This is a genomic window from Qipengyuania psychrotolerans, from assembly GCF_019711355.1.
Classification (GTDB): Bacteria; Pseudomonadota; Alphaproteobacteria; order Sphingomonadales; family Sphingomonadaceae; genus Qipengyuania; species Qipengyuania psychrotolerans.
The window spans coordinates 1,752,699-1,778,866 of sequence record NZ_CP081297.1; the positions used below are offsets into that span (position 1 = coordinate 1,752,699).

A 26,168-nucleotide genomic window follows, 5' to 3' on the forward strand; every position below is an offset into this window, starting at 1 on the left:
GCAGCCGCGTGACCACTTCTCAAGATGCGATTTGCGCCCGTGACCTGCGCCTCACCCTCGGATCCACCGAAGCACCCGTAGAAATTCTCAAGGGGCTGGACCTGACCATCGCTCGCGGCGAGACTGTCGCGCTGCTTGGACCCTCGGGTTCGGGGAAGAGCTCGCTCATGGCAGTGCTGTCCGGTCTCGAACGCGCAACCAGTGGAACCTTAAGTGTCGCAGGCGAGGATTTCGCCGCATTGGATGAAGATTCACTGGCCCGTGCGCGGCGCGGTCGGATCGGCATCGTGCTTCAGGCCTTTCACCTTTTGCCGACGATGACCGCGCTTGAAAACGTGGCGACACCCATGGAACTGGCTGGGGCGACAGACGCGCAGCCGCGCGCACGCGCCGAACTGGAGGCGGTCGGACTGGGTCACCGTCTCGATCACTATCCGCAGCAGCTTTCTGGCGGTGAACAACAGCGTGTCGCAATCGCGCGCGCCATCGCTCCGCGCCCCGACCTGATTTTCGCAGACGAACCGACGGGTAATCTTGATGCCGCTACCGGACACGAGATTGTGGAATTACTGTTCGAAAGGCGCGCGGAGACGGGCGCAACCTTGCTTGTCATCACTCACGATCCAGAACTTGCCAACCATTGCGAACGTGTCCTGACGTTGGGTGATGGCCAGATCGCGAGCGATACGAAAGCATGACTTGGGGCATGGCATGGCGGATCGCCCGGCGCGATCTGAATGCGCGCTTCAAGGGGCTGCGACTGCTGCTGGTATGCATTTTCCTGGGCACCGCAGCGCTGGCCGCAATCGGCACCTTGACGGCAGCGATCGAGCGCGAACTTGCCACGAATGGCCAGCAATTCCTCGGCGGCGATCTCCAGATCGAACTGTGGCAGCGCTCTCTGAACGATGACGAGCGTGCCGCGCTGGAAGAATTGGGGACAGTGTCCTCAGGCACCCGCTTGCAAGCCATGGCGCGCAAGGATGACATAGCCGCACCGGTTGAACTGAAGGCCGTAGACCAGCGATACCCGCTGTATGGGGCATTGGTTCTCGCAGGTGGCCGCGAAGCTGGTGCACCTAGCGGTAATGAAGCCTACATCGCTCCCGGCGCCGCCGACAGGCTCGGCGTAAAAGCAGGCGACAGCTTCCTGATCGGGACGGAAACCCTGCAGGTTGCGGGCGTCATCGAGGATGAACCCGACCGCCTGGGCGAAGGCTTCCAGCTTGGCCCCACGATCATCGTCTCGGAAGACCTCCCCGCCCGGGCAGGCTTGCTCGCGCCCGGTTCCATGTACCAGAGCAAGACGCGCGTGGCTTTCGATACGCCTCGCGACCTTGAAGACACCGCAGAGAGCCTGAAAAGCCGTTTCCCGGAATCGGGATTCGACATCGACACAGCTGACCGCGCAGCGCCCGGCACTGATCGTTTCGTTGGCCGTATGAGCGAGTTTCTGACGCTGGTCGGCCTCGCCGCACTGGTCATCGCCGGTATCGGTATAGGCGGCGGTGTGTCCTCCTATCTCGACGCTCGCCGCCAGTCCGTCGCCACGCTCAAGATCCTCGGAGCGACAAGCCGCGATATCATGCGCATATATGCGATGCAGATCTTCGCTGCCGCTGCGGCTGGCACCATCGCCGGACTGGCTGTGGGCGTTGCAGTTGTCCCGATCCTGGGCAAAGCGTTGGAAGGCTTGCTACCGGTCGATACCGGCTTCGTATTCGATCCCGGAGCTTTGCTGCTCGCCGCTGCCTATGGTTTTCTCGTCGCGCTCGTTTTTGCTGCCCCCCCACTCATGCGGGCACGCAACTTTCCGGCTATGGCGCTCATGCGGGCGCGCGTTGCGCCGCTGGCGCGCGACAAATCTGCGCTGCTGGTCGTTCTGGCCGGTCTGGCCGCTATCGTCGGCCTGGCGCTTGTCACCGCAGATCAACCGCTTTTGTCGGGCGGTTTCCTGGCTGGCGCTGCCATTGTCCTCGGCCTGCTTGCGCTACTGGGATGGACGATCCGTGCCATTGCCAAGTCGCTGCCCCGGCCAGCCAGCCCTATAGCCAGGGCTGCCTTGGCGAATATCTACCGTCCCGGTTCGAGCACGGGCGCGCTGGTCACAGCGCTCGGTTTCGGCCTCGCGGCGTTTGTGCTGCTGGCAGCCGTTCAAAGCGCTATCGACGGCAATATCGAGAAGCGCGTACCGGAACGCGCACCCGACTATTTCGTCCTCGACGTTCCGCGTGAACAGGAAAGCGATTTTCACGCTCTGATCCGCGAAACCGATCCCGGTGCCGAAATCCGTACAGTCCCGGCGCTGCGCGGATCGGTGCTGGCTTTCGGCCCCGACGGTGACATGACGCGGACCTCCAGCCTCGAGGAAATTCCTGACGGGGCATGGGCCCTGCGCGGCGAACGCGGCCTTACCTATGCAGCCCAGCTTCCGCCCGGAAACAGCCTGACCGAAGGCGTCTGGTGGGGCCCGATGTACGAAGGCGAGCCCCAAGTTTCGGTCGACGAGGAATTCGCATCCGCCGCAGGTCTGGAAGTCGGCGATATGCTGACCTTCGGCGTGCTCGGTGTGGAAGTGACCGCGCGGATCGCCAACCTACGCCAAATCGACTGGGAGAGCATGGGTTTCAACTATGTCTTCGTTCTCAGCCCCAATGCCCTGCGCGATACCCCGCACAATCTGGCGGCGACAGTGGAGCTTACCGAAGGGACACCCACCGGGCCGCTGCTTCAGGCATTGGTGCGCAATTTCCCGTCCAGTTCGGTGATCGAGGTTGGCGGCGTGCTGCAGCAGGCCCGTACGATCCTCGAACAGGTCGGGCTTGCCACTCTGGCGGCGGCCAGCGTGGCGGTGCTTGCAGGCCTTGCCGTGCTCCTCGGCGCAATCGCAGCGGCGCGTGCCTCGCGTACCTATGATACGGTCGTGTTGCGAGTGTTGGGGGCCGATCGGCGTCAGATATTGGTCATGCAACTGATCGAATATGTTCTGTTGGCAGGTGCGCTGGCAATTGTGGCGCTGGGGCTTGGCAGCTTGACTGCCTGGCTGGTGATCACCCAACTCTTCGAGTTCGACTGGCTTCCAGACTGGGGCGAAATCTTTGCAGTGCTCGGCCTTGGGCTGGTCGTGGTTCTCACTTTTGCAGTGGGCGGCTCACTGCCACTGTTGCGGGCAAAGCCGGCGCAGGCTCTCAGGGCTTTGTAACCAAAACAAAAAAGACCCCGCCCGAAGGCAGGGTCTGAAAGGCAGAGCTTGGAACATATCCGAGCCCTTCGGGTCGCAAGGCCGTTATACACCAATCACTGTTACAATTCGGCGTAGCCCATGGGTCTGTCCCGAAATGGGAAAGAACACTGTTCATTCTCTGACGGGCCTCAGCCCATGGGGCTGCCGCACGGCCGAGCATTGACGGTTATTCGTCATTCCGCAGCACAAGAAAAAGGGGGCCGCAAAGCCCCCTCTCCCCTATCCATTGATCGTCGAAGATCAGAACTTGTATTTCACCGCAGCGCCGTAGGTGCGCGGCTGGTTCGGATAGCCCGAGATCGAACCTGACTGTGCAACGGAATCGAAGATCGTGGTTATGTAGCGATCGTCGAGAAGGTTGCGGCCCCAGATCGTGAGCTCGAGGCCCATGTCCATGGCGTAGGTCAGGCTGGCCGACAGCTCGTTCACTTCGCGGCGGAACGGACGAGCCGCTGCAAAAGCAGCTTCCTGACCACCGGCGTTGAAGCCCGGAAGACCGTCTGCGACCTGCACCGGTGCTTCATAGTAGAAGTTGGTGGCGAAGATCACACGGTCGCCCGCGTCGTTCACTTCCTTGTCGTACATCATGCCGAGGGCTGCCGAGAGCTGCGAGATACCCGCGACCGGACGACCCGAAAGGTCACCGATCGAACTGTTCGGGAATTCTATATACTCAGGATCAAGGAAGGTGAATGCGGCCGTGAAGGTCAGGTCGCGGGTCGGACGAACATTACCGTCGAATTCGACGCCAAATGTTTCCTGCAGACCAGCATTGGCCAGCGCAAAGCCGGTTCCGGTAAAGATGTTCGACTGGAAGCCGTCGATGCTCTGCTTGAAGAACGTCAGGTTGGCCGAAGCGTATTCCCAGTTACCCTTAATGCCGAGTTCGACCACTTCGGTTTCTTCCGGACCTGCGAAACGCGAACCAGTGCCCAGGTTGTTCGGGTTGATTCCCGCACCGATGATTGCCGGAAGATCGCTCACCAGCGGACGGCTGTCGCGCGAGAGGTTGAACGAGCTTGCCTTGAAGCCGGTCGCATAGCTCACATACATATTGAGCGAAGGCGAAACATCATAGGCGAGACGTGCTGTGTAGCTCCAGTCGTCATCCTGTGTCGAACCGTCTTCGATGACGTTCGGCACGTTGAGGAACGGCGGCAGGAACTGAAGCGGCTGAAGCGGGATGAACGGGTTGCCACCGACGTTGAGCGGGCTCGGGTTGGTCGCCGCATCGGTCGGAGACAAGGTCGAGTTGAAGTCCGCAATCGCCCCGGCAGTGACCGGATCGACGCCTGCACCTACGAGCTGCGCGAAGATTGCCGTGCGGCCCGATGCGATCAGGTCGATGCCCGAGAAAACGTCGCTCGAAACCACGTTGGTCGTGATTTCCTTGCTGTCATCGGTGTAGTTGGCACCCAGCGTCAGCACGAGGCCGTCAAAGATCTCGAAATCGAGCTGACCGAAGATCGAGATCGCTTCGTTGTCGAGCGTGTAATCTTCCGCAAGGCCTTGGCCTGCTGCGAAAAACTGACCTGCGAAGTTCTGGCCATTCAGCGCAGAAAGCGGTGCTTCGATCGCCTGGACCGCGAAATCGTTCGGCGGGCTGGTGATCGGGCCACCAATCAGGATGTTGGCATATTCGCGGAAGTCTTCGCCGAACGTCAGGCTGTTCTGCTGTTCGATGCTTTCGTTGAAGTAGAATGCACCCACGAGGAAGCCGATGCGGTCACCGATTTCCCCGGAGAGGCGAAGTTCCTGAGTGAAGGTCTCAAGACCCACGTCGGCAAAGTTGCTGCCAATCAGGTCGGCGGTGGTGAAATCGGAATCCTGGTCGGTAACCGCATCACTTTCGCGATATGCAGTGATCGATGTCAGCGTGAGATTGCCAATGTCGTAGTCGATCTGAGCTGAAATGCCCTTGTTTTCGATCTCGTTGCTGGAATCGAAATTGGTGCTGACGATATCGGCAAACGGATCGTTTGCATCGCTAACCTGTCCGCCAAGCGCGAAGACGGCCTGTGTCGCACCGCTCTGCTGGAGGTTGATAACGCCGCAGCAGTTTTCGTCGATCTTGTCGTAGTCCGCAATGATGCGGACCTTGAGCGCATCGGCATTGTCGAACAACAGCTGTCCGCGAGCGAACCAGCGGTCACGGCTGTTGACGTCATTGCCCGTGCCGATGTCGGTCAGGTAACCATCGCGCTTGTTGATGCCGCCAGCAACGCTGAAAGCAAAGTTTTCAGACAGCGGGCCGGTGACATAACCCTTGCCGACGATGGCGTTGTAGTTGCCGTAGCTGACTTCGACGGCGCCGCCGAGGTCGAACTGCGGCTCCTTGGTGACGATCGAAATGACGCCGGCGCTGGCGTTCTTGCCGAACAGTGTCGACTGCGGGCCGCGCAGGACTTCGATGCGCTGAACGTCGGGAAGATCGGTGATCTGCGAAGCGGTACGGCTGCGATAGACGCCGTCGACGAACACGCCGACCGAAGGCTCGATACCCGCATTGTTGGCACCGTTGCCGAAACCGCGGATCAGGAAGTTGGTGTTAGCCGAGCTTTGCAGCTGGTTGACGCGAAGCGAAGGCACCTGCGTCTGGAGATCCTTGAGATCGCGGATCTGTGCGCGGTCGAGAGTCTCAGCCGTGGTCACGCTGACGGCAACCGGAATCTCCTGCAGCGTCTGCTGACGCTTGGTCGCCGTGACGATGATGACATTGCCCATCTCGGCTTCTTCTTCGAGCGCGGCATCTTCGTCCGCATCTACATCAGAATCCTGGGCAACGGCCACGCCGGGCAGTGCGAGCGCTGCGGCGCCGGCAAGCAGGGTGGTACGAACGGCCGCATTGCGACCGGTACGACTGAAGTTCATAGATTTACCTCTCTCAAAACCGTATTTTGGTCCGCCGCGCGGTCCCCAAAAACACGCAAGCAGGGGGGCAATTATTGCCCAGCGCCTTTTCTCACAAGTATTTAGACCGTTATACCCGTCGCGAAGGGTATAGTGTGACTTTCGCGTAACACCCTTCAAAGCTTGCCGCATTGCACCATCTCGGCTAGGGGCGCGCACAACTTAGGCAGGGCCGAATCTTGGCCCGCCACCCCGATACCCTTACGAAAGCAAAATCATGTCCCGCGACCTCCGCAACGTGGCGATCATCGCCCACGTCGACCACGGCAAAACCACACTTGTGGACCAGCTCTTCCGTCAATCTGGCACGTACCGCGAAAATCAGCGGATCGAAGAGCGTGCGATGGATTCCAACGATCTCGAAAAAGAACGTGGGATCACCATTCTCGCCAAGTGCACCAGCGTCGAGTGGAACGGCACGCGCATCAACATCGTCGACACTCCGGGTCACGCCGACTTCGGCGCCGAAGTCGAACGGATCCTCAGCATGGTCGACGGCGTAATTTTGCTGGTCGATTCTGCCGAAGGCCCGATGCCGCAGACCAAGTTCGTTACCGGCAAGGCCCTTGGCCTCGGCCTGCGCCCCATCGTCGTCGTCAACAAGATCGACCGCAGCGACGCGCGTCCGCAGGAAGTGCTCGACGAAGTCTTCGACCTGTTCGCCAACCTGGATGCAGATGACGACCAGCTCGAATTTCCGTCGCTCTGGGCCTCGGGCCGTGATGGCTATGCCAGCGAAGATGAAAACGCGCGCTCGGGCAATCTCGATGCGCTGTTCAAGCTGATCGTCGACCATGTACCGGCACCCGGCCTCGACACTGAAGCGCCGTTCAGCTTCCTTGCAACGCTGCTTGACCGCGACAACTTCATGGGGCGCGTGCTCACCGGCCGCGTTCAGTCGGGCAAGATCAATTTGAACGATCCGATCCATGCGCTCGACGGTGACGGCAATGTCGTCGAAGTGGGCCGCGCTACCAAGCTTATGTCATTCGACGGCCTCGACCGCGTGCCAGTCGAAAACGCACAGGCAGGCGATATCATTGCGATTGCGGGCCTCGAAAAGGCGACCGTGTCCAACACCATCGCCGACCCGAGTGTAAAGGAAGCGATCGAGGCCCAGCCTATCGATCCGCCGACCCTCGCAATGCGCTTTGCCGTCAACGACAGCCCGCTGGCTGGCCGTGAAGGCAGCAAGGTCACTAGCCGAATGATCCGCGACCGCCTCTACCGCGAAGCTGAAACCAACGTCGCCATTCGCATCACTGAAAGCGAAGACAAGGACAGCTTCGAGGTTGCCGGGCGCGGCGAATTGCAGCTTGGCGTCCTTATCGAAACGATGCGCCGCGAAGGCTTCGAGCTGGGCATCAGCCGCCCCCGCGTGCTGTTCCGTGAAGAAAACGGCCAGCGCATGGAGCCGTTCGAAACGGTGGTCATCGACGTTGATGATGAGCACTCCGGCACGGTCGTCGAGAAAATGCAGCGCCGTAAGGCCGAATTGACCGAAATGCGTCCTTCGGGCCAGGGCAAGACCCGCATCACCTTCTCGGCGCCCTCGCGCGGCCTGATCGGTTATCACGGTGAATTCCTGTCCGACACGCGCGGCACAGGCATTATGAACCGTATCTATGAAAAGTACGACACCTACCGCGGCAAGATCGAAGGCCGCCAGAACGGCGTGCTGATTTCGATGGTTGCAGGTGAAGCAGTGCCGTACGCGCTCAACATGCTGGAAGAGCGCGGCGAGCTGTTCATCGGTGGCGGCGCGAAAATCTACGAAGGCATCATCATTGGCGAAAATGCCAAGCCGGCTGACCTTGAAGTCAACCCGATGAAGTCGAAGCAGCTGACCAACTTCCGCTCGACCGGCAAGGACGATTCCATCCGTTTGACGCCGCCGCGCGTCATGACGCTGGAGCAGGCCATCGCTTATATCGATGACGATGAGATGGTTGAAGTGACGCCCGAGAGCATTCGCCTGCGCAAGGCAATCCTCGATCCGCACGAACGCAAGCGTCACTCGCGCAAAATGGGCGACTGATCATACGAAAAGGGCCGCTCCTTCCGGAGCGGCCCTTTCTTCTTTCAGGCAGTTGCGCTTCTTAGAAGCGGTAGCCGACCGTCGCGCGGATCGAGTGCTTGTCGAAGTTACCGGCGTTGGATTTGAGGTTGGTGCCGCCGTTTGTGAGAATAAACGGGTTCGTATCACCAGCCGTACCCTGGCCGACTGCGACATAGGCATCATCGTCGTCATAGCTGGAATAGAGATATTCCACGCCGAAGGTGAGGCCTCCGGCAACCATGACTTCGGCACCGCCGCCGAACTGCGCACCGAACTGCCAGTCGTCGCCGTCAACGACATCAAAGCTGTTCACGCCATTGGTCGTGATGAATTCGTGATCGATCTGTCCATATGCGAAACCGCCGGTGGCATAAATGAGGCCACGGCCATCGCCAGGCGAGGATCCGATCCGGCCACGAACGGCAATTGATTTGTCGAGTTCGCGGGCAAAGGTATAGCTTGCAGGAGTTGTGCTGAAGCCGGACGTGTAATCGACCGCTTTGCTCATTTCGCCTTCGACGAGGAAACCTGCAACCAGGGCCGAGTCGTTCACGCGTGTGTCATAGCCAAGGCGAACCGAGTAACCGAACCCGCTCTCATCATCCCGGCAACCGTCGGCAAATTCACGACCGTTTGCGCTGCCGTCACAGAAGCCGTTGCTGAATGCGTCCGCACCAGTCACCGTGCGAACGTTATTGTTGAAGTTGCCGTCGAAATCGCCATCGAAAACCAGACGATCATCGCGCGCACCGTCGACGAATTCACCGCCAAAAGCGCCGCCAATATAGAAACCGTCATAGGTTCCGGCTGCATTATCTTGCGCAAATACAGGCGCAGCAAATAGAGCGGCAGAACCCGCGAGGAGGGTGGTAAAATTTTTCATACTTAGGACCCATTTTAATAAAACGATGATTTGGAACGTAGGTGTTATATGCCTGTTCCCGGACATAAGCCGGAACGGCCAAAAATACAGTTGTTTAGCTGTTTCCCCCAAAGTTTGTCGCTTTTATGCAACACAGCTCGGTGGCCAGACCCAGACGCATTTGTTACCTGCCCACCCATGCAAACCGGCACCCTGATTTCGCTCGCCCTTTACTTCGTCCTGATGATCGCCATCGGCCTGTGGGCCTGGCGGCGATCGACCGACACATCCGAAGGCTATTTGCTCGCGGGGCGTAACCTGTCGCCTTCGGTCGCGGCGCTCTCCGCGGGGGCCAGCGACATGAGCGGCTGGCTGCTGCTCGGTCTCCCCGGCGCACTGTATGCTACCGGCCTGGTGGAGGCTTGGATCGGCATCGGCTTGTTCGTCGGCGCGCTGTTCAACTGGATCATCGTGGCCCCGCGCCTGCGCAGGCAGACGGAGGAGCTCGGCAATGCACTGACCATCCCGGAATTCCTGGCCAATCGCTTTCCCGACAAGGCAGTGGCCCTGCGGGTCATTTCCGCCCTTATCGTGGTCGTGTTTTTCGCGGTATATACAGCCGCTGGCCTCGTGGGCGGCGGCAAGCTGTTCGAAACCAGCTTTGCAGGCATCCTGCCCGATGCTGGAATGAGCGACTACATGCTCGGCATCTGGATCACTGCATTGGTCGTTCTGGCCTATACGATGGTCGGCGGTTTCCTTGCCGTAAGCCTGACAGATTTCGTGCAAGGCCTGATCATGGTCACAGCGCTGGTAATCATGCCGTTGGTGGTCATGTTCGGCGAAGGCGGCAGCGCTGGTGGATCTTTGACCGAAGTGGATGTCCCTGGCTTCCTGAGCCTGACGCAAGGCCTGACCCTCCTCGGGTTCATCAGCGCCGTAACCTGGGGGCTGGGTTATTTTGGCCAGCCACATATTATCGTGCGATTCATGGCGATCGACACGGTCGAGAAAGTGCGCCCCGCTCGCAATATCGGCATGACATGGATGGGCGTGGCACTCCTCGGTTCCATCGGGATCGGTATTGCCGGACGGGCATTTACCGAACGCAACGGGATTGTGGTCGACGATCCCGAAACGATCTTCATCGTGCTGGCGAACCTGCTGTTCCACCCGATCATCACCGGCTTCCTGCTTGCGGCGTTGCTAGCTGCAATCATGTCCACGATCAGCTCGCAGCTGCTCGTCGCTTCCTCCTCGCTGACGGAGGATTTCTACAAGCTCTTCCTCCGCAAGGAGGCCGGCGAACGCGAAAGCGTGAACGTGGGCCGCATCTGTGTGGCATTGGTCGCGCTGGCCGCCATCTGGATCGCCAGCGATCCGGACAGCCAGGTCCTCGGCCTTGTTTCTAACGCCTGGGCGGGTTTCGGCGCCGCGTTCGGCCCACTCATCATCCTGTCCCTGACGTGGGACCGCATGACCGGCGCAGGCGCAGTCGCAGGACTGGTAACCGGTGCAGCTGTAGTGATGGCGTGGATCGCGATCGGCTGGAACTCTGCCCTGCCCGGCGTCGATGGCGGGCTGTACGAAATCGTACCCGGCTTCATCGCCGCATGGGCAGCAATTTGGCTGGTGAGCAAGGCGACCCAGCCGCGAGCGTGGTCTTCCCCGTCAGAGGCCTGATCGCGCGCTGTGAACTGCAAGTAACTCTCCTGCTGCTTGCCTAGAGTGCGGCAAGACTGCACACAGGCTCAAAGCTTGAGGAGAGATACATGCGGATTGCACTTGCGGGCGTTGCAGCACTGGCACTGGCGGTTACGCCGTCGAGCGCACAAGAGCACAAGGAGATGCCCCCTGTAGCCGAGCAGATCGGCCCGGGCGGCAGGCCTGTAGGTGCCGACTGGTCGCGCAGTCCGGTGATCGCGCAGCACGGTATGGCTGCCACTGCGCATCCGCTGGCGACACAGGTAGCGCTCGATATCCTCAAGGCCGGCGGCAGCGCTGTGGACGCGGCAATCGCGGCCAACGCTGCACTTGGCCTGATGGAGCCAACCGGCAATGGCATCGGCGGGGACCTGTTCGCCATCGTCTATGACCCGGCAACCGGCAAGCTGCACGGCATCAACGGCTCCGGCCGTTCGCCCAAGGGGCAAACGCTCGAGCAATTGCTGGCAAAGCTGGACGGTGCAGATGCCCTGCCTCCGGTTGGCCCCCTGCCCGTCACCATTCCGGGAACGGTCGACGCGTGGTTCGCGATGCATGGACGCTTTGGCAAACTGCCCATGAGCGACGTCCTGGCGCCGACAGTATCATATGCCCGTGAAGGCCACCCGATTGCGCCTGTGATCGCCATGTATCTCGAGCGCAGCCTGCGCTCCTACACCGCAAGACAGGAAGCCTATCCGTTCGAATTTGGCAACGCGCGCAAGGTGTGGTTCGCAGATGGTACCGCCCCCAAGGCTGGCGACATGTTCCGCAATCCTGACCTCGCCAACACGCTGGAGACTATCGGGCGCGAGGGGCGCGATGCCTTCTACGAAGGCCCGCTTGCAGCGATCATGGTGGATTACCTCCAGGAACAGGGCAGCGCCTTCAGCCTTGCCGATTTCGCCGATCATTCCAGTGAATGGGTCGATCCGGCATGCACTCTCTACAAAGAGGGTTACGAGCTGTGCGAACTCCCGCCGAACAGCCAGGGTTTCGCTGCGCTGCAGATGGTCAACATTCTGAAGAATGTAGACCTGTCACAGTGGGAGCGCGGCAGCCCCGAGGTGATCCACTACATCACCGAGGCCAAGCGGTTGGCCTATGGCGATGTGGCGCGCTTCTATGCGGATCCGGAGTTCGCGGCCTTCCCCGAAGAATTGTTGAGCGAAGAATATGGCCGCGAACGTTTTGCGTTGATCGACCCCGCACGCGCCACTCCCGAGTTCGGACCGGGAGAGCCCAAACTCGAAGGAGAAGGTGACACCACCTATCTGACGGTCGTCGATGGAAACGGCATGATGGTCAGTCTGATCCAGTCGAACTACCGCGGTATGGGAGGCGGGTTGGTGCCCCCCGGCCTTGGCTTCATGTTCCAGGATCGCGGCGAATTGTTCAGCCTCGATCCAGCGCATCCAAACGCATACGAACCGGGCAAACGCCCCTTCCACACGATCATTCCGGCGTTCGTGAAAAAAGACGGCGCGCCGTATATGACGCTCGGCCTGATGGGCGGCGGAATGCAGCCGCAAGGGCATGTGCAAGTGCTGGTCAACATCGTGGACTACGGCATGAACCTGCAGGAAGCTGGCGACGCGGCGCGCATCAACCACGATGGCGGCCGCCAGCCGACTGAAGCATTGGCCGGACCTTCGGCAGATCCGCTTGGCACCCTCTACGTCGAACCGGGTATTCCGGGCGCGACTGTCGAGGCGCTCAAGGCAATGGGCCACAAGGTCGAGATCGTCAGCAACGGCATAATGTTCGGCGGTTACCAGGCCATCGCCCGCGATCCGGACACCGGCGTGCTGACCGGCGCGACTGAAATGCGCAAGGATGGTCAGGCAAGCGGGTATTAAGGGGAGAGCACATGGCCAAAATTACCGGATTGGGCGGCGTTTTCTATGTGGTGAAGGACCCCGCGGCGACGCGTGCATGGTACCGCGACACGCTTGGCATAGACGGCGAATATGGTCCCCAACTCAACTGGAGCGAAGAGACAGGCGACCGGCCCTATTCGCTGATCAGTCATTTCAAGGACGATGCCTATCTCAAGCCCGGCTCTGCGCAGTTCATGATCAACCTGCGGGTCGATGATCTGGACAGCTTTGTCGCTGACCTGAAGGCCAGGGGTGTCGATGTGCTTGACCAAGTTGACGAAGGCTATGGTAAATTTGCCTGGCTGCTTGACCCGGACGGGGTGAAGATCGAGCTTTGGCAACAACTCGCCGCTCCTGAATAGCACAAAGCTTGTCTGCGAGTCCGGCGCAGGTTAGTTTGCCTCAAGATGAGGATCGCAGCCCTTCTAGCACTCGCAACAGCCATCACGCTGGGTGGATGCAACGCGCTTCCTCCCAGCCAGGATACTTCGTCAGCGCCTGTACAAAGCAGTCCAGGCAAAGCTGTCGTCCTAAATTCCGAAGCGCGGCAATGTCTGGCTCAACTTGGAGATGCGGGGGCCAGATTCTATCCGAAACCGGATAAACTCAATGCCGGTGGGTGTTCTATCTCCAACACTGTTCGACTTGATGCTTTGGGCGGTGACCAGAGACAGTTCGAGGTCACGAACCTGCCGACTGTGGGGTGCCCCGTCGCCAACAGCTTTGCCGATTGGGCTCGGTTTGGCGTCGACCGCGCAGCGCGGCAGATCCTCGGCAGCGGGCTTCAGCGGATCGAGACGATGGGCAGTTACGCCTGCCGCAATGTCGCAGGCACTGGCCGCTTATCGGCACATTCACGCGCACAGGCGGTCGACGTATCGGGCTTTGTCCTTGCCGACGGCAGGCGGATCACCGTGAAGGATGGCTGGAATGCGTCGCGCCAGGAGCGCGAGTTTCTGCAAACGATCCACCGCAGCGCCTGCAAGCGTTTCGGCACCGTTCTGGGCCCCGAATACAATGCGGCCCACCGGGACCACCTTCACCTTGAACTTGGCAGCGGTTCTTTCTGCCGCTGACCGGCCTGTGGTGCGACCCGCAGGCTCGAATTGTGCGTAGCCATCAGGCCACAGCGATTTGACCTCCATCCAGATGCGCTTCGATACGCACGCGAACCGCCTCCGCGGCGTGATGCGCGCCCAGCTTGTTCATCATATTGGCGCGGTGAATTTCTACGGTTCGCGGGCTGATTGCCAGTTCCCGCGCGATCATCTTGTTGCTCCGGCCTTCCGAAAGCCATTCGAGCACTTCCCGCTCACGCGGCGACAGTGATGCAATGCGGCTGCGGGCCTCGATTATCTTGCGCCGCGCTGCGCCGTAAGCTTCCGCTTCCTCCGATATACGTGCGATCGTTTCGCGGAAGCGCCCCAGATCCAGCGGCAGGCGCAGATAGTCGAGCGCGCCGCACTTGATTGCCGAAACGACCCGTCCCGGCAGCGGATCCATCGAAGTCGCCACCACCGGCAGCCAAATCCCGGCGAGCGAAAGTTGGCGCAGGACTTTCGCAGCAGATCCCTGCCCCTCATCGTCCCGGGCCAGAATCATGCCTTGCTTCGGCTTGGTGGCGATCAGTTCGAGCGGGTCGGAATAAACCTCGCAGTGATGGCCCATCTCGAAACCGAGATGCGCCTGCTGCGCCCTGGCCCGTACAGAGCCGTCAACGATGTGAAGTGTTTGCCGCGTTTCCATTCCGCAAAGCTGCCATCATACGGAACAATGCGCATTCCGTATGACTACGGATATGGGTCTAAATAATTGGTCCTACATCAAAAATCCGCAGGACTTGGCGCTTAAACAATGATCCATATTGGACCTATCTTCTACTTAGAAGACGGGCTTTTCTCGAACGCAAACGCTTACTGTCCGTCTTGCTTGAATGAGTAATCGGGTAGCGAGTGAAATGCGTGCTTGAGTGCATCGCCCCAGCTCGACGATATCGAACGAAAATAGGGATCATCGGCAGACATTCGGTGCTGGTGACTGACTTCGAAGCTGTCGCGTTCGATGACCTGCAGGTCGAGCGGTAGACCAACTGACAAATTGGCCTTCAAAGTCGAATCGAAGCTGACCGTCAGAAGCTTCACGCCATCTTCGAGGCTCATTTGGCGGTCATATCCGCGAATGATGATCGGACGGCCGTATTTCGTTTCGCCGATCTGGAAGAAAGGCGTGTCGAGGCTTGCCTCGATGAAATTCCCCTCGGGATAGAGCATGAACAGCCGCGGCTCCATGCCGTTGATCTGCCCTGCGATGATTATGGAGGCGGTAAACTTGCCGCGCCCACGATCACCGTTCGCATTTTGCCGCTTGGCAATAATGTCGCGCAGTAGCTTGCCAATTTCGGTCGCCACCTGGAACATCGTCGGAGATTGCAGGATCGCATTCTCGCGTTCGCCCGGCTCCTTCATGCGTTCTTCCAGCTGGCTGACCACAGCCTGCGTCGTGGCGAGATTGCCCGCTGTCATCACGGTGATGATACGTTCACCAGACACCTGCCAAGTGAACATTTTCCGGAAGACAGAGATATTGTCGACGCCCGAATTCGTGCGCGTGTCGCTCATGAGGACGAGGCCCTTTTCGAGCACCATTCCAACGCAATAAGTCATTTGAAATCCAACTGTTGATTATTGTTGTACTTGTTGCTGCTCGACAGAAACGTCGACTTCCAGCACCTGTTTCGAATTGCCGAAACTTATCCCAGTAACGGGCGCGGCATCACGGTAATCGCGGCCGGTCGCCACACGTACATAGCGGGCATCTGGACTGATACCGTTCGAAATATCAAACCCGACCCAGCCCAGTCCTTCGACGAACGCTTCTGCCCATGCATGCGTCGCTTCCTGATCGATCCTGTCATTCATCATCAGATAACCCGAGACATACCGCGCTGGGATGTCCATCGATCGCGCTGCACCGATAAAGATGTGTGAATGGTCCTGACAAACACCCGCCTTGGCAGCAAAGCTTTCTTCGGCGGTCGTCTGAGACTGCGTTGAACCTACGACATAGTCCACTTGATCCAGCGTCTTGCGCGAAAGTTCGTGCAGCAAGTCGAGGCCCTGCGCATCAGATTTCTTCAGGTCCGTAATAAACTTACGCATACCGGGTCCGGGACGTGTCATCTTGGTTTGAGTCAGGAAACTCCACAACGGCAAATGCCCCGCATGACGGCCAATCACGCCGGCCTGATCCGACGTGTCGACTTGGCCATGACATGCCACCGTAACCTCGGTCGCGCCCTGCTCCACTGCTACCAGTGTCGTGGTGTTGTGATGCTGGTCTTCATACTGCAGCTCTTCCAGAGCATTGTCGTATTCCATCGACCAATTGAGGATTTCTTGGCCCTGCGTTTGCTTGGGCACCAGGCGCAAGCGCTGGAGCGCGTGCACCACAGGCCGGTCGAAACGATAGCGGGTCGTATGGCGGATAGAAAGGCGCATCAGGCAAGGAACCGGTAATCGTTGGAAATAGCTTCGGCGATGGCCGCGTTCGACCTTGTAAATTGTGTGAGAAATTCGTGCAGACCCTGCTCGAAAATATCCTCTATCGTGAGATCGGTCAGGCGCTGATCCGCTTCGCGCATTAATTCGTTGCACTCGCCTTCGTTGCCGTGAAGCCGGGCCAGCGCAGCAAGATCTTCACGCAATGCCGAATGGCAAAACGCCAAGCTGCGCGGGAAGCGGTCATCGAGGACAAGGAACTGGCAAATACCGCGCGCATCAATTTTGCCTGCGTGCAGCCAGCGATACGCACGGTCGCCCGAAACTGACCGCAAGACCTGATCCCACTGACCCATGTCGAGGCTTGAACCGACGTAACTAAGCGATGGGAGCAGGAGATAGTACTTGATGTCGAGAATGCGCGCGATGCTGTCTGCTCGTTCCACAAACATTCCGGCGCGGGCGAAATGATAGCCTTCGTTGCGCAGCATCGACCCGGCCATGGCCCCTTGCGCGAGTGAACTCGCCCGGCGGATCGTTTTGACGATATCGAGGACATCGTTTTCGCCAACCGGCTTTGCCAACTGCTTTTCGATGACCAGCCAATTCTCGTTGATCGCCTCCCACAATTCGCTGCTGATCGCATTGCGGGCCAGACGCGCATTCTGGCGTACCTGATAAAATAGCGAATAGACCGACATCTGATTGCCGCGGTCCCGCAGCATGAAATTCCAAACCTGGTGGCCGGTATAAGTGCCGTGTTTTGCCTCGTAGGCTGATCGCTGGCCGGCAGTCGAAATGACAGAGCGCCATTCTTCTTCCGCCGTTACCAGATCACGAGTCAGCGCCATGCGCAGCCCCGCATCGAGCAGACGAGCCATGTTCTCGGCCCGCTCGAGATAACGGAACATCCAGAAGAGGCCGTTTGCAGTTCTGCCCAGCATCATTCCTTGAGCACCCATGTATCCTTGGTCCCGCCGCCCTGGCTTGAATTCACGACCAGAGATCCTTCTTCCAGAGCAACACGGGTCAAGCCGCCGGGTGTGATGTCGATTTCGTTCGGAGACACCAGCACATACGGCCGCAAGTCTACGTGGCGCGGGGCGAGTCCCTTCTTGGTGTAAATCGGACACGTTGAGAGCGAGAGTGTGGGCTGCGCGATATAATTGGACGGATTGTCGACCAATTTCGCGCGGAATGCTTCGATTTCCTTCTTGCTTGAAGCAGGACCAACAAGCATTCCATAGCCGCCTGAGCCATGAACTTCCTTCACGACCAGTTCCGCAAGGTTGTCGAGCACATACTTCAGACTGTCTTCGTCCGCGCAGCGCCATGTTTCCACGTTCGGCAGCAGAGGTTTTTCGCCCGTATAAAACTCGACGATTTCCGGCATGAAGGAGTAAATCGCCTTGTCATCGCAAACGCCCGTTCCCGGTGCGTTGGCGATGGTCACACCGCCTGACCGGTAGACATCCATGATGCCCGGGACGCCCAGCACGCTGTCCGGATTGAAAGTCAGCGGATCGAGAAATTCATCGTCCACACGCCGGTAGATGACATCGATCGCCTTGTAGCCATGGGTCGTTCGCATGGCGACGCGCCCGTTGACCACGCGCAAATCGCTGCCTTCCACCAGTTCCGCTCCCATCTGATCCGCGAGAAACGCGTGTTCGAAATAGGCGGAATTGAAGATCCCCGGTGTCAGCACGGCAACCACCGGTTTGTTGCCCGCCGCTGCAGGTGCGCAGGCGGCAAGGCTTTTGGCCAGACGGCGCGGATAATCCGACACGCTTTCGACCGACGCGCGCATGAACAGTTCGGGGAACATGGACATCATGGTCTCCCGGTTTTCCAGCATGTAGCTGACACCTGACGGCGTGCGTGCATTGTCTTCGAGAACGTAAAACTCGTCCGGCCCGGTGCGGACCAGATCGATACCCACGATATGAGTATAGACCCCGCCGGGCGGTGTGAAACCTACCATATTCGGCAGCCACGCGTCGTTATCGCGCAGCAGGCGCTGCGGCAGACGCCCCGCCCGGATTATCTCCTGCCGGTGGTAAAGATCGTACATAAAGGCGTTGAGCGCGCGGACGCGCTGCTCGATCCCGCGGGTCACGCGCCGCCATTCCTTCGCGGTAATTATGCGCGGCACCATGTCGAACGGAATGAGGCGTTCTTCCGCCTCGTCCTCGCCGTAGACGTTGAAGGTAATGCCGGTTTTGCGAAAATTGGATTCCGCTTCTGAATGCTTGCGCTTGAGCAGCTTTCCATCCTGCTCGTCATACCAGCTGCAATAGGATGAATAGGCGTCACGCACAGAGCCATCGGGCTCGCGCATTTCGTTGAAAAATTCGGCTTCGCCGCTCATGAGCCCCCGGAGTGTACAATCGGCCGCAGGACGCGGCCTATGACAAAACATAACGTCCTGCCTAAAGGACTAAAGGTTCAAGGTCGATCAAGTTCCGAGAGCAGCGCAGCAACCGACTCGTTACTGAGCACAAACCCCATGTGCGAGCACCGAAGTGCAACCGCGCGGTCACGCTCGCCCGGACGTCCGCAAGCAGAGCGTGGATCGACGATTCCATCGCGCGGGGACCAGAACGCCACTGTTTCAACCGGCGGCTTTTCGCTGACGACCGTGTCGATCTGCGGCTCGTCGACGCGGTGCCCGGCAATCGCCTGATACGCCCGCCAGCCGTTGTTTGCACGCGGGCTTCCCGAGAATGGGGATCCCATGGTGATGACTTTGGCGATCTTGTCGGGATGCTTCTTCGCGAGTTCGCGGGCCATCACGCCGCCAAGGCTCCAGCCGACCAGAACGATCGGTTCACCGCGCCGGTTGTACAATTCGATCAGGCGCTCCTCGACTATGGCGAATCGTTCGGCGGTAGCGCCGAGATTGACGCCCATTCCCCAACGCTTGGCCGTATGCCCGGCCTCTTCCAGCTTTCTTGCAATGAACCGCATTCGGACCGGATGGGCACCAAAGCCGGGAAGCAGCATGATCCTCTTTGGATGTCTGGCAGGCTCGACCTTGAGTTTGCCGAATTGCCGCTTCACCGGTTCGAGAGGCCAGAGGAACTCCTGGATCAGCAGCAGAGGCCTCGGCCCGCGTGCATCATCCGGGCTCGGCTCTGACGCCAGCGCCAGGCGGCGGCTCATTTCCTGCCGGGTCTCATCGAAGCGAGGTGTTTCCATCGATCAGCTTACTCGCATTGAAGGCGTGGCCGGTTCCTGAACGATCAGGGCAGCAGTCAACCTGGGCAATCGCCGATGCGTTCGCTCTGTGTCCGCATGACCATGTTCATTTCCTGCCCGTCCGGGGTTTGGATTTCCATAGTCATACGCATGTCTGAGCTGGTCGAATCGCCGGTGCCCTGCATCGTCATGCGGCCTTCGCCCTGGCCCGGCTGGTTACAGATCATCACCGCATCGATCGTGCCGCTGTCAGCGTCAAATTTCTCGAAAGAACACGAATCCTGGATCTGCGATTTCTTGATCATCTCGGCGAAGCCTTCTTCGGCTTGCTCGGGTGTCAGGCAGAATTCACGGGATTGTGCACCCTGGTCGAGCATTCCGCGCATCATGTCGCGCACTTCCTGCGGTGCTCCGGGCATGTTGAGTTCAACCATTTCGGTCGTCGAGCGATATTGGCCCGGGTCGGGCTTGGCCATGTCCTTCGAACGCTCGGCTGCCTCTTCCATCGTGATTTCGCCATCACCATCGACGTCTGCACTTTCCGGCCCTCCGCATCCGGCCAGAACGATGGTGGATGCAATCAGCAAAGCGAAACGGCGCATGGAAATCTCCTGAATTGAATGGTCTGGAAGCTAGCAGGGCGCCGCCACCTTGCAAGGTAGCGTTGCACCCGCCTCATTCGTTCCCCATATGTGCGCTTATGTCAGAACTCGTAATCCGGCGCGGCCTCGAAGAACCCGATACCACTGGCGAGTTCGTCCCGCACAAGCCCGCACGTCCCGAAAAATCCATGCCGGGCAAAAAATTCAAACTGGTGAGCGAGTATACCCCCGCTGGCGATCAGCCGACTGCGATCAAGGAATTGGTCGCGGCCTCAAGAGAAGGCGAGCAGACGCAAACACTGCTGGGCGTCACCGGGTCCGGCAAGACCTTCACCATGGCCAAGGTCATCGAGGAATTGCAGCGCCCCGCGCTTATCCTGGCACCGAACAAGATCCTCGCCGCGCAGCTCTATGGCGAGTTCAAAAGCTTCTTCCCGGAAAATGCAGTCGAATATTTCGTCAGCTATTACGACTATTACCAGCCCGAAGCCTATGTGCCGCGGTCCGACACCTATATCGAGAAGGAAAGCTCGGTAAACGAAGCGATCGACCGGATGCGCCACTCCGCCACGCGTTCCTTGCTGGAACGCGACGATGTGATCATCGTGGCTTCTGTATCCTGCCTGTACGGTATCGGCTCGGTCGAGACCTATTCGGCCATGATTTTCGACATCAAGAAGGGCGACACGGTCGACCAGCGCGAGCTGATCCGCAAGCTGGTGGCACTGCAATACAAGCGCAATGACGCAGCCTTCGCCCGCGGAAATTTCCGCGTGCGCGGCGACAATCTCGAGATCTTCCCGTCGCATTATGAAGACATGGCCTGGCGGGTCAGCTTCTTTGGCGACGAGATCGAGGACATCAGCGAATTCGATCCATTGACCGGCAAGAAAGGCGCCACCCTCGAAAAGGTGCGCGTCTACGCCAATTCGCACTACGTCACGCCCGGTCCAACGATGAAACAGGCCAGCCAGGCCATCAAGTTCGAGCTGACAGAGCGGCTAAAGGAACTCCATGAGGAAGGCCGCCTCCTCGAAGCCCAGAGGCTGGAGCAGCGCACCAATTTCGACCTCGAAATGATCGCTGCCACCGGATCATGCGCGGGGATCGAGAATTACAGCCGCTTCCTTACCGGCCGTCTCCCGGGCGAACCGCCGCCCACCCTGTTCGAATACCTTCCCGAAAACGCTTTGCTGTTCGTCGATGAAAGCCACCAGACCGTGCCGCAGATCGGTGCGATGTCCAAGGGCGACCACCGCCGCAAGATTACGCTCGCCGAACACGGGTTCCGGCTGCCCTCGTGCATCGACAACCGTCCGCTTCGCTTCAACGAGTGGGACGCGATGCGGCCGCAGACCTTTGCGGTCTCGGCAACGCCGGGCTCGTGGGAAATGGAGCAGACGGGAGGCGTTTTCGCCGAGCAGGTTATCCGCCCGACAGGCCTGATCGATCCGCCTGTCTCGATCAGGCCAGTCGAAGACCAGGTCCAGGATTGCATCGAGGAATGCAAGAAGACCGCCAAGATGGGCTACCGCACGCTTGTCACCACGCTGACCAAGCGGATGGCGGAAGACCTGACCGAGTTCATGCACGAAGCGGGCGTCCGGGTACGCTACATGCATTCGGACGTGGAAACGCTGGAGCGCATCGAACTGATCCGCGACCTGCGCCTCGGGGTCTATGATGTGCTCGTCGGTATCAACCTGCTGCGAGAAGGCCTCGACATTCCCGAATGCGGGCTGGTCTGCATCCTCGATGCCGACAAGGAAGGCTTCCTGCGCAGTGAAACGTCGCTCATCCAGACCATCGGACGCGCTGCGCGTAACGTAGACGGGCATGTCATCCTCTATGCCGACCGCATCACCGGCAGCATGGAACGCGCGATGGCGGAGACCGATCGTCGGCGCGAGAAGCAGCGCGCTTACAACGAAGAACACGGCATCACGCCGCAGACGATCAAGCGCCAGATTGCCGATATCGTTGCCGACACCGCATCGCAGGACAGCGTGACCATCGGCACGGGCGATGACGAGCGCAACAATCTCGTCGGCCACAATTTGCGTGCCTATATCGAGGATCTCGAAAAGCGCATGCGCACCGCCGCTGCCGATCTGGAGTTCGAGGAAGCCGGGCGCCTGCGCGATGAAATCCGCCGCCTGGAAAATGACGAGCTGGGTCTGCCGGATGCAGAGAAGAAAGCGCCGCAAGTCGGCCGTTCGGATGCCGGGAGGCCGGGCACGCGCAAGACCCGCTATGGCAAGACTCGTTACAAGAAGATGGGCGGCAAACCTTAGGCCAAAGTCCTGAAGTTCACCCAGCCTGCCGAATAGCTGTGCGATTTGATGATGAGCGCGTTGACCAGCGCGCCGCGCTTGGCATAGCTGCCGATATGCTTCGCATTTCCGCGCTCACAGCGCTCTGCCTTCTTTCCGCCTGCAAACCTCCGGCTTCGGATGAATATGTGACGCGTGAACGCATCGCAGGAGAACGTGAAGCCCCCACGGCTCCGATCGCATCGCCGGATACCGAAGGCGCGCTTTGGGCACGCAGCGAAGACGGGAACCGCCTGCTCTACGGTAAGCCGGGCGCAACGCCGCTGATGGCATTGGCGTGTGAAGACGGCACACTGCGATATACGCGTTTCGTATCTGCTGACCCGCACGCCAAGGCAGTGCTGGCTTTGATCGGTAATGGCCATGTCGAGCGTTTCTGGATCGATGCCGAAGAGAGCGAAGGTGTGTGGGTCTGGCGGGGACGGACCCCGGCCGATGATCCAAGGCTCGAAGTCCTTACCGGTCCGCGCAGCGTCGAGGCCACCGTGCCAGCTGGCGGCTCCATCACCCTGAACGCCAGCAGATTGCCAGCTCAATTTATCGAGAGCTGCGCGCTGCCTCTTGCCGGGCAAGTTCAGGAAGAAGATCCGGAGTGAGAACCTGGGGCAACTGCCCTGCGTCCTGGCCCGCCGGATACCACAGATAAAGCGGCACGCCCGCAGCACCTTGGCGAGCGAGGAACGTTGCGATCTCTTCATCCCGCAACGTCCAGTCGCCGCGCATGGCGATGACCCCTGCATCCTCGAAAGCGGAGCGCGTTTCTTCACGCTCGATGGCGACGCTTTCGTTGACCTTGCAGGTGACGCACCAGTCGGCGGTGAACCACACGAACACGGGCTGGCCGCTGGCGCGCGCCTGAGCCAATGCGGTTTCGGAAAATTCGCGCGGCTCAAGGATGCTTTGCGACGAATTCCTCGCTGGTGGATCGTAATTCGACACCATCGCCAACGCTGAAACTGCTGCCATCGCCATGCCGGCCAGCGCAGGCATTCTGGTTTGGCTGCCACGGGACGGACCATCGGGGAAAAGGGTGCCTGCTGCGTAGATTGCGCCGGCCGCTACACCCGTCGCCGAGATCAGGAACAGGCCCCCTCCAATCCGCCACATGAGCCACGCAAGGGCAAGGACCGTAAGCCCCATCGGCAGCGCCATCCAGCGGCGGAACCTCTCCATCCAGGGGCCCGGCTTGGGCAGTCGGCGCCGAATTGCGGGCACAAAGCCGATCAACAGGAATGGGAGAGCCAGTCCCAGTCCTAGAGCGGTAAAGATCGCAAAGCCTTCAATCGGCCTCAAAATCAGGGCCGCACCCAAGGCGAGCGCCATGAACGGCCCCGTGCACGGCGTGGCAACAAACGCTGCCAGAAGGCCGGTTCCAAACGACCCGCGAGCGCTCGGTTTTCCGCCAGAAATCGCGAGCCCGGGAATTGCGAACAGGCCGAGGAAATTGGCAGTGATGGCAGCCGCCATCACGAAAAGGGTCGCGACCACAGCCGGCTCCTGAAGCTGAAATGCCCAGCCGATCTGCTGGCCAGCGGACCTGAGTAACAGGATCAATGCACCCAGCCCCGTGCACGCTAAAACGACACCGGCAGTGTACGCCAGCGCATCCCTGCGCGCAGAAACCTCATCACCGCCAGCTTTTGCCAGCGCCAGCGCCTTGAGACTCAGGATCGGGAACACGCAGGGCATGACATTGAGCAACAAGCCGCCCAATACCGAAGCGACCAACAGGATCCATAAATCCGGCGGATCCGCGGCCCCGCGAAACGGCTTCACGCTTTCGAGCGGCACGTCGGATAGCCGGGCGACAAATCGCAGCCCCTGCCCTTCGCCCAGCGCGAGGATGCCTTCGACCTTCTCTGGCGGTGCGCCCTCAAGCCCATCGATGCGTTCCAGCGGCAGTTCGGCAACCAACAAGTTGCCTTCGCGCACCCACGTCTGGAGAGCGGCATATTCAGGCCGAAGCCCGCCGCCCAGGTCAGTGTTCTCGAGAAATAAATGCAACTCGCCGAGCTCGAGATCGGCGGGCAGCGGGATACCGATACGCAGCCGCTCACGCTGGATCTCGAAACCGGCAGTACTGTCGAGCATGGGCGCGACCTGTGCGCGCCAGGCATCGAAATCGCCGCCTTTCCTGGCAGTAATGCGCGCATCCTGGGGCACGCATATCCGGTCGGTGCAAGCGAGATAGTCGATGAAGCCCGTAACCGGCGCGAGGTTCATCACCGACGCATCGGGTCCGGGCGTTACCGGTACAAGGACCACATATTCGCCCTCGAAGATGTGGTTCATCAATCCGCCGATCAGCAGCGTTTGCGGAACCGGATAGAGCGGCTTGCCGACCTCCCATCCTGCCGGCAGGTCCAGCGCAAGGTTCATGCCTTGACCTGCATCGCCCGGATTGGCCCAATAGCCGTGCCATTCGGGAGCGCTGGGTACAAAGCGCAGCGCAAGCAGCCATTCTTTGCCTGCGACGGGATCGCCATCAGCATACAACTCAACCGCGATGTTCTCGTCGCCGTAGCGCGGCTCACGGTCCTGCGCGAGCAGACCGGCCGGAAAAAGCCATAGCGCGACCAGCAGTAAAACAGCCAGTCGAGCACGCGAGACGTCCATAATCCTTGCCAGTGTCACGTCGCCCGCTCTAGGGACCGTGGCCATGACAGACAAGCGCGACCTGCTCATCCTCGGCGGCGGTCTCGTCGGCTCTACGCTGGCGCTGGCTGCGGCAAAACAAGGCTTTTCGAGCCACCTGGTCGACCGGGCCGATCCGGCAGACCTGACTGCCGAGGGATTCGATGGCCGCGCATCCGCTATCTCCACCGCAAGTTGGCGACTGTTTCGAAACATCGGCATAGCCGACACACTGGAGCCGCACGGCTGCCCGATCGAAAGCATCGCTGTGCTCGACCAGATGAAGCCTGGCCGGATCGATTTTACTCCGGAGAAGCACGAAGGTTCGCTGGGCCGAATGTTCGCGAACCGCGTGCTGCGCACATCGATTTTCGAGGCAGTCAAAAGCGAATCGCTGATTACGCTTCACGCCCCTGTCGATGTCGTTCAGCGCCACCGCGATGCATTTGGCGTTTCCGCCACGCTGGCTGACGGCACCGTCCTTGGCGCCGACCTGCTTGTCGGCTCGGAAGGACGGCGTTCACCCACCCGTGAGGATGCCGAACTCAAGATGGCCAGCTGGGATTATTCCCACCGGGCGATCATCGTCGGATTGGATCACACGAAACCGCATGCCGGGGTCGCATGGGAAATATTCTATCCCGCGGGTCCGTTTGCCCTGCTGCCGCTGATTGATGGCCCCGACGGCCAGCATCGCAGTGCGCTGGTCTGGACCGTTGACGAGAAGGACGCTGCCGGCGTGCTCAAAATGGGTGAGCGCGCATTCCTGGCGGAAATTCAGAAACGCATGGGTGATTTGCTGGGCGAGCTTTCGCTCAACAGCCAGCGCACCTCCTACCCGCTCAGCTTCCAGCATACGGCACGGATCGTAGACCAGCGGATGGCTCTGGTTGGCGATAGTGCGCACGGAATGCACCCGATTGCCGGACAGGGGCTCAATCTCGGATTGCGCGACGTGGGTGCCCTGGTGGAGGTGCTCGGCGATGCGCGCAGGCTCGGCCTGGATATCGGGGATGCACAGATCCTTGATCGCTACGAGAAATGGCGCGCGCTGGATTCGCTAATGGTGATGGGCGCGACCGACAGCCTGACACGCCTGTTCGGCGTTCCCGGCAAGACCGCCAGCGCAGTACGCCGGTTGGGCATGGCCGGAGTCCAGCGTTCAAGCTGGCTCAAGCGGTTCTTCATGGACGAGGCACGCGGTGTTTCGGGCGATGTCCCTGAATTGATGAAAGCCTGAGG

General features: G+C 59.9%; 20 protein-coding genes. 10 read left to right on the forward strand and 10 right to left on the reverse strand.

The features are described 5' to 3' along the window. The first annotated feature begins 8 nt into the window (after window positions 1-8). Window positions 9-698: an ABC transporter ATP-binding protein gene (locus K3166_RS08695; RefSeq protein WP_221421873.1), complete on the forward strand. Its 690-nt coding sequence runs from the start codon at window positions 9-11 to the stop codon at window positions 696-698. Next, a complete protein-coding gene (locus tag K3166_RS08700; protein ID WP_221421874.1) occupies window positions 695-3,202 on the forward strand; it encodes an ABC transporter permease in 2,508 nt (835 codons plus the stop codon). The genes K3166_RS08695 and K3166_RS08700 overlap by 4 nt, the downstream gene beginning before the upstream one ends. Window positions 3,203-3,484: 282 nt before the next feature. Here K3166_RS08700 and K3166_RS08705 read toward each other — a convergent pair whose 3' ends face one another. Further along, entirely contained in the window at window positions 3,485-6,115 is a 2,631-nt protein-coding gene (locus K3166_RS08705) for a TonB-dependent receptor (RefSeq protein WP_221421875.1), read from the reverse strand. 256 nt (window positions 6,116-6,371) lie between these two features. Between K3166_RS08705 and typA the strand changes: the two genes are divergently transcribed. Next, entirely contained in the window at window positions 6,372-8,192 is a 1,821-nt protein-coding gene (typA, locus tag K3166_RS08710; RefSeq protein ID WP_221421876.1) for a translational GTPase TypA, read from the forward strand. Between the two features lie 61 nt (window positions 8,193-8,253). Here the strand turns inward: typA and K3166_RS08715 are convergent, their stop codons facing one another. Beyond that, window positions 8,254-9,096 carry an outer membrane protein gene (locus K3166_RS08715; RefSeq protein WP_221421877.1) on the reverse strand — a complete coding sequence of 281 codons (843 nt, stop codon included), beginning with the start codon at window positions 9,094-9,096 and terminating at the stop codon, window positions 8,254-8,256. A gap of 177 nt (window positions 9,097-9,273) precedes the next feature. Between K3166_RS08715 and putP the strand changes: the two genes are divergently transcribed. The 4 genes from putP (at window position 9,274) to K3166_RS08735 (ending at window position 13,735) form a co-directional block, all read left to right on the forward strand. Continuing rightward, window positions 9,274-10,758 (forward strand): sodium/proline symporter PutP, encoded by a 1,485-nt coding sequence (gene putP / locus K3166_RS08720; RefSeq protein WP_221421878.1) that lies wholly within the window; start codon window positions 9,274-9,276, stop codon window positions 10,756-10,758. 89 nt (window positions 10,759-10,847) lie between these two features. Beyond that, window positions 10,848-12,638, forward strand: a complete 1,791-nt coding sequence (gene ggt / locus K3166_RS08725; protein ID WP_221421879.1) for a gamma-glutamyltransferase — start codon at window positions 10,848-10,850, stop codon at window positions 12,636-12,638. Between the two features lie 11 nt (window positions 12,639-12,649). After that, on the forward strand, window positions 12,650-13,021 hold the full coding sequence (locus K3166_RS08730) for a VOC family protein (RefSeq protein ID WP_221421880.1): 372 nt from the start codon (window positions 12,650-12,652) through the stop codon (window positions 13,019-13,021). A gap of 45 nt (window positions 13,022-13,066) precedes the next feature. After that, window positions 13,067-13,735: an extensin-like domain-containing protein gene (locus K3166_RS08735; protein ID WP_221421881.1), complete on the forward strand. Its 669-nt coding sequence runs from the start codon at window positions 13,067-13,069 to the stop codon at window positions 13,733-13,735. A 43-nt stretch (window positions 13,736-13,778) separates the two neighbouring features. Here the strand turns inward: K3166_RS08735 and K3166_RS08740 are convergent, their stop codons facing one another. From K3166_RS08740 to K3166_RS08770, 7 genes are all read right to left on the reverse strand, one after another. Beyond that, a complete protein-coding gene (locus K3166_RS08740; RefSeq protein WP_221421882.1) occupies window positions 13,779-14,405 on the reverse strand; it encodes a response regulator transcription factor in 627 nt (208 codons plus the stop codon). Window positions 14,406-14,572: 167 nt separating this feature from the next. Next, window positions 14,573-15,322: a proteasome-type protease gene (locus K3166_RS08745; RefSeq protein WP_221421883.1), complete on the reverse strand. Its 750-nt coding sequence runs from the start codon at window positions 15,320-15,322 to the stop codon at window positions 14,573-14,575. Between the two features lie 18 nt (window positions 15,323-15,340). Continuing rightward, a complete protein-coding gene (locus K3166_RS08750) occupies window positions 15,341-16,156 on the reverse strand; it encodes a transglutaminase family protein (RefSeq protein ID WP_221421884.1) in 816 nt (271 codons plus the stop codon). Continuing rightward, window positions 16,156-17,100 carry an alpha-E domain-containing protein gene (locus K3166_RS08755; RefSeq protein WP_221424038.1) on the reverse strand — a complete coding sequence of 315 codons (945 nt, stop codon included), beginning with the start codon at window positions 17,098-17,100 and terminating at the stop codon, window positions 16,156-16,158. Before K3166_RS08755 ends, K3166_RS08750 begins: the two co-directional genes overlap by 1 nt. Further along, complete coding sequence (locus K3166_RS08760) at window positions 17,100-18,527, reverse strand: circularly permuted type 2 ATP-grasp protein (RefSeq protein WP_221421885.1); 1,428 nt, start codon at window positions 18,525-18,527, stop codon at window positions 17,100-17,102. The genes K3166_RS08755 and K3166_RS08760 overlap by 1 nt, the downstream gene beginning before the upstream one ends. 77 nt (window positions 18,528-18,604) lie before the next feature. Beyond that, a complete protein-coding gene (locus K3166_RS08765) occupies window positions 18,605-19,357 on the reverse strand; it encodes an esterase/lipase family protein (protein ID WP_221421886.1) in 753 nt (250 codons plus the stop codon). 56 nt (window positions 19,358-19,413) lie between these two features. Then, entirely contained in the window at window positions 19,414-19,959 is a 546-nt protein-coding gene (locus K3166_RS08770) for a DUF3617 domain-containing protein (protein ID WP_221421887.1), read from the reverse strand. Between the two features lie 98 nt (window positions 19,960-20,057). Between K3166_RS08770 and uvrB the strand changes: the two genes are divergently transcribed. Both uvrB and K3166_RS08780 read left to right on the forward strand, forming a co-directional pair. Beyond that, on the forward strand, window positions 20,058-22,253 hold the full coding sequence (uvrB, locus tag K3166_RS08775; RefSeq protein WP_221421888.1) for an excinuclease ABC subunit UvrB: 2,196 nt from the start codon (window positions 20,058-20,060) through the stop codon (window positions 22,251-22,253). A gap of 95 nt (window positions 22,254-22,348) precedes the next feature. Continuing rightward, window positions 22,349-22,888, forward strand: coding sequence for a hypothetical protein (locus K3166_RS08780; RefSeq protein WP_221421889.1), 540 nt, complete (start codon window positions 22,349-22,351; stop codon window positions 22,886-22,888). Here the strand turns inward: K3166_RS08780 and K3166_RS08785 are convergent. Further along, on the reverse strand, window positions 22,830-24,908 hold the full coding sequence (locus K3166_RS08785; protein ID WP_221421890.1) for a protein-disulfide reductase DsbD family protein: 2,079 nt from the start codon (window positions 24,906-24,908) through the stop codon (window positions 22,830-22,832). The genes K3166_RS08780 and K3166_RS08785 overlap by 59 nt on opposite strands. 43 nt (window positions 24,909-24,951) lie before the next feature. Here K3166_RS08785 and K3166_RS08790 point away from each other — a divergent pair, with 43 nt between their 5' ends. Continuing rightward, window positions 24,952-26,166 (forward strand): FAD-dependent monooxygenase, encoded by a 1,215-nt coding sequence (locus tag K3166_RS08790; protein WP_221421891.1) that lies wholly within the window; start codon window positions 24,952-24,954, stop codon window positions 26,164-26,166. The last annotated feature ends 2 nt before the right edge of the window (window positions 26,167-26,168 follow it).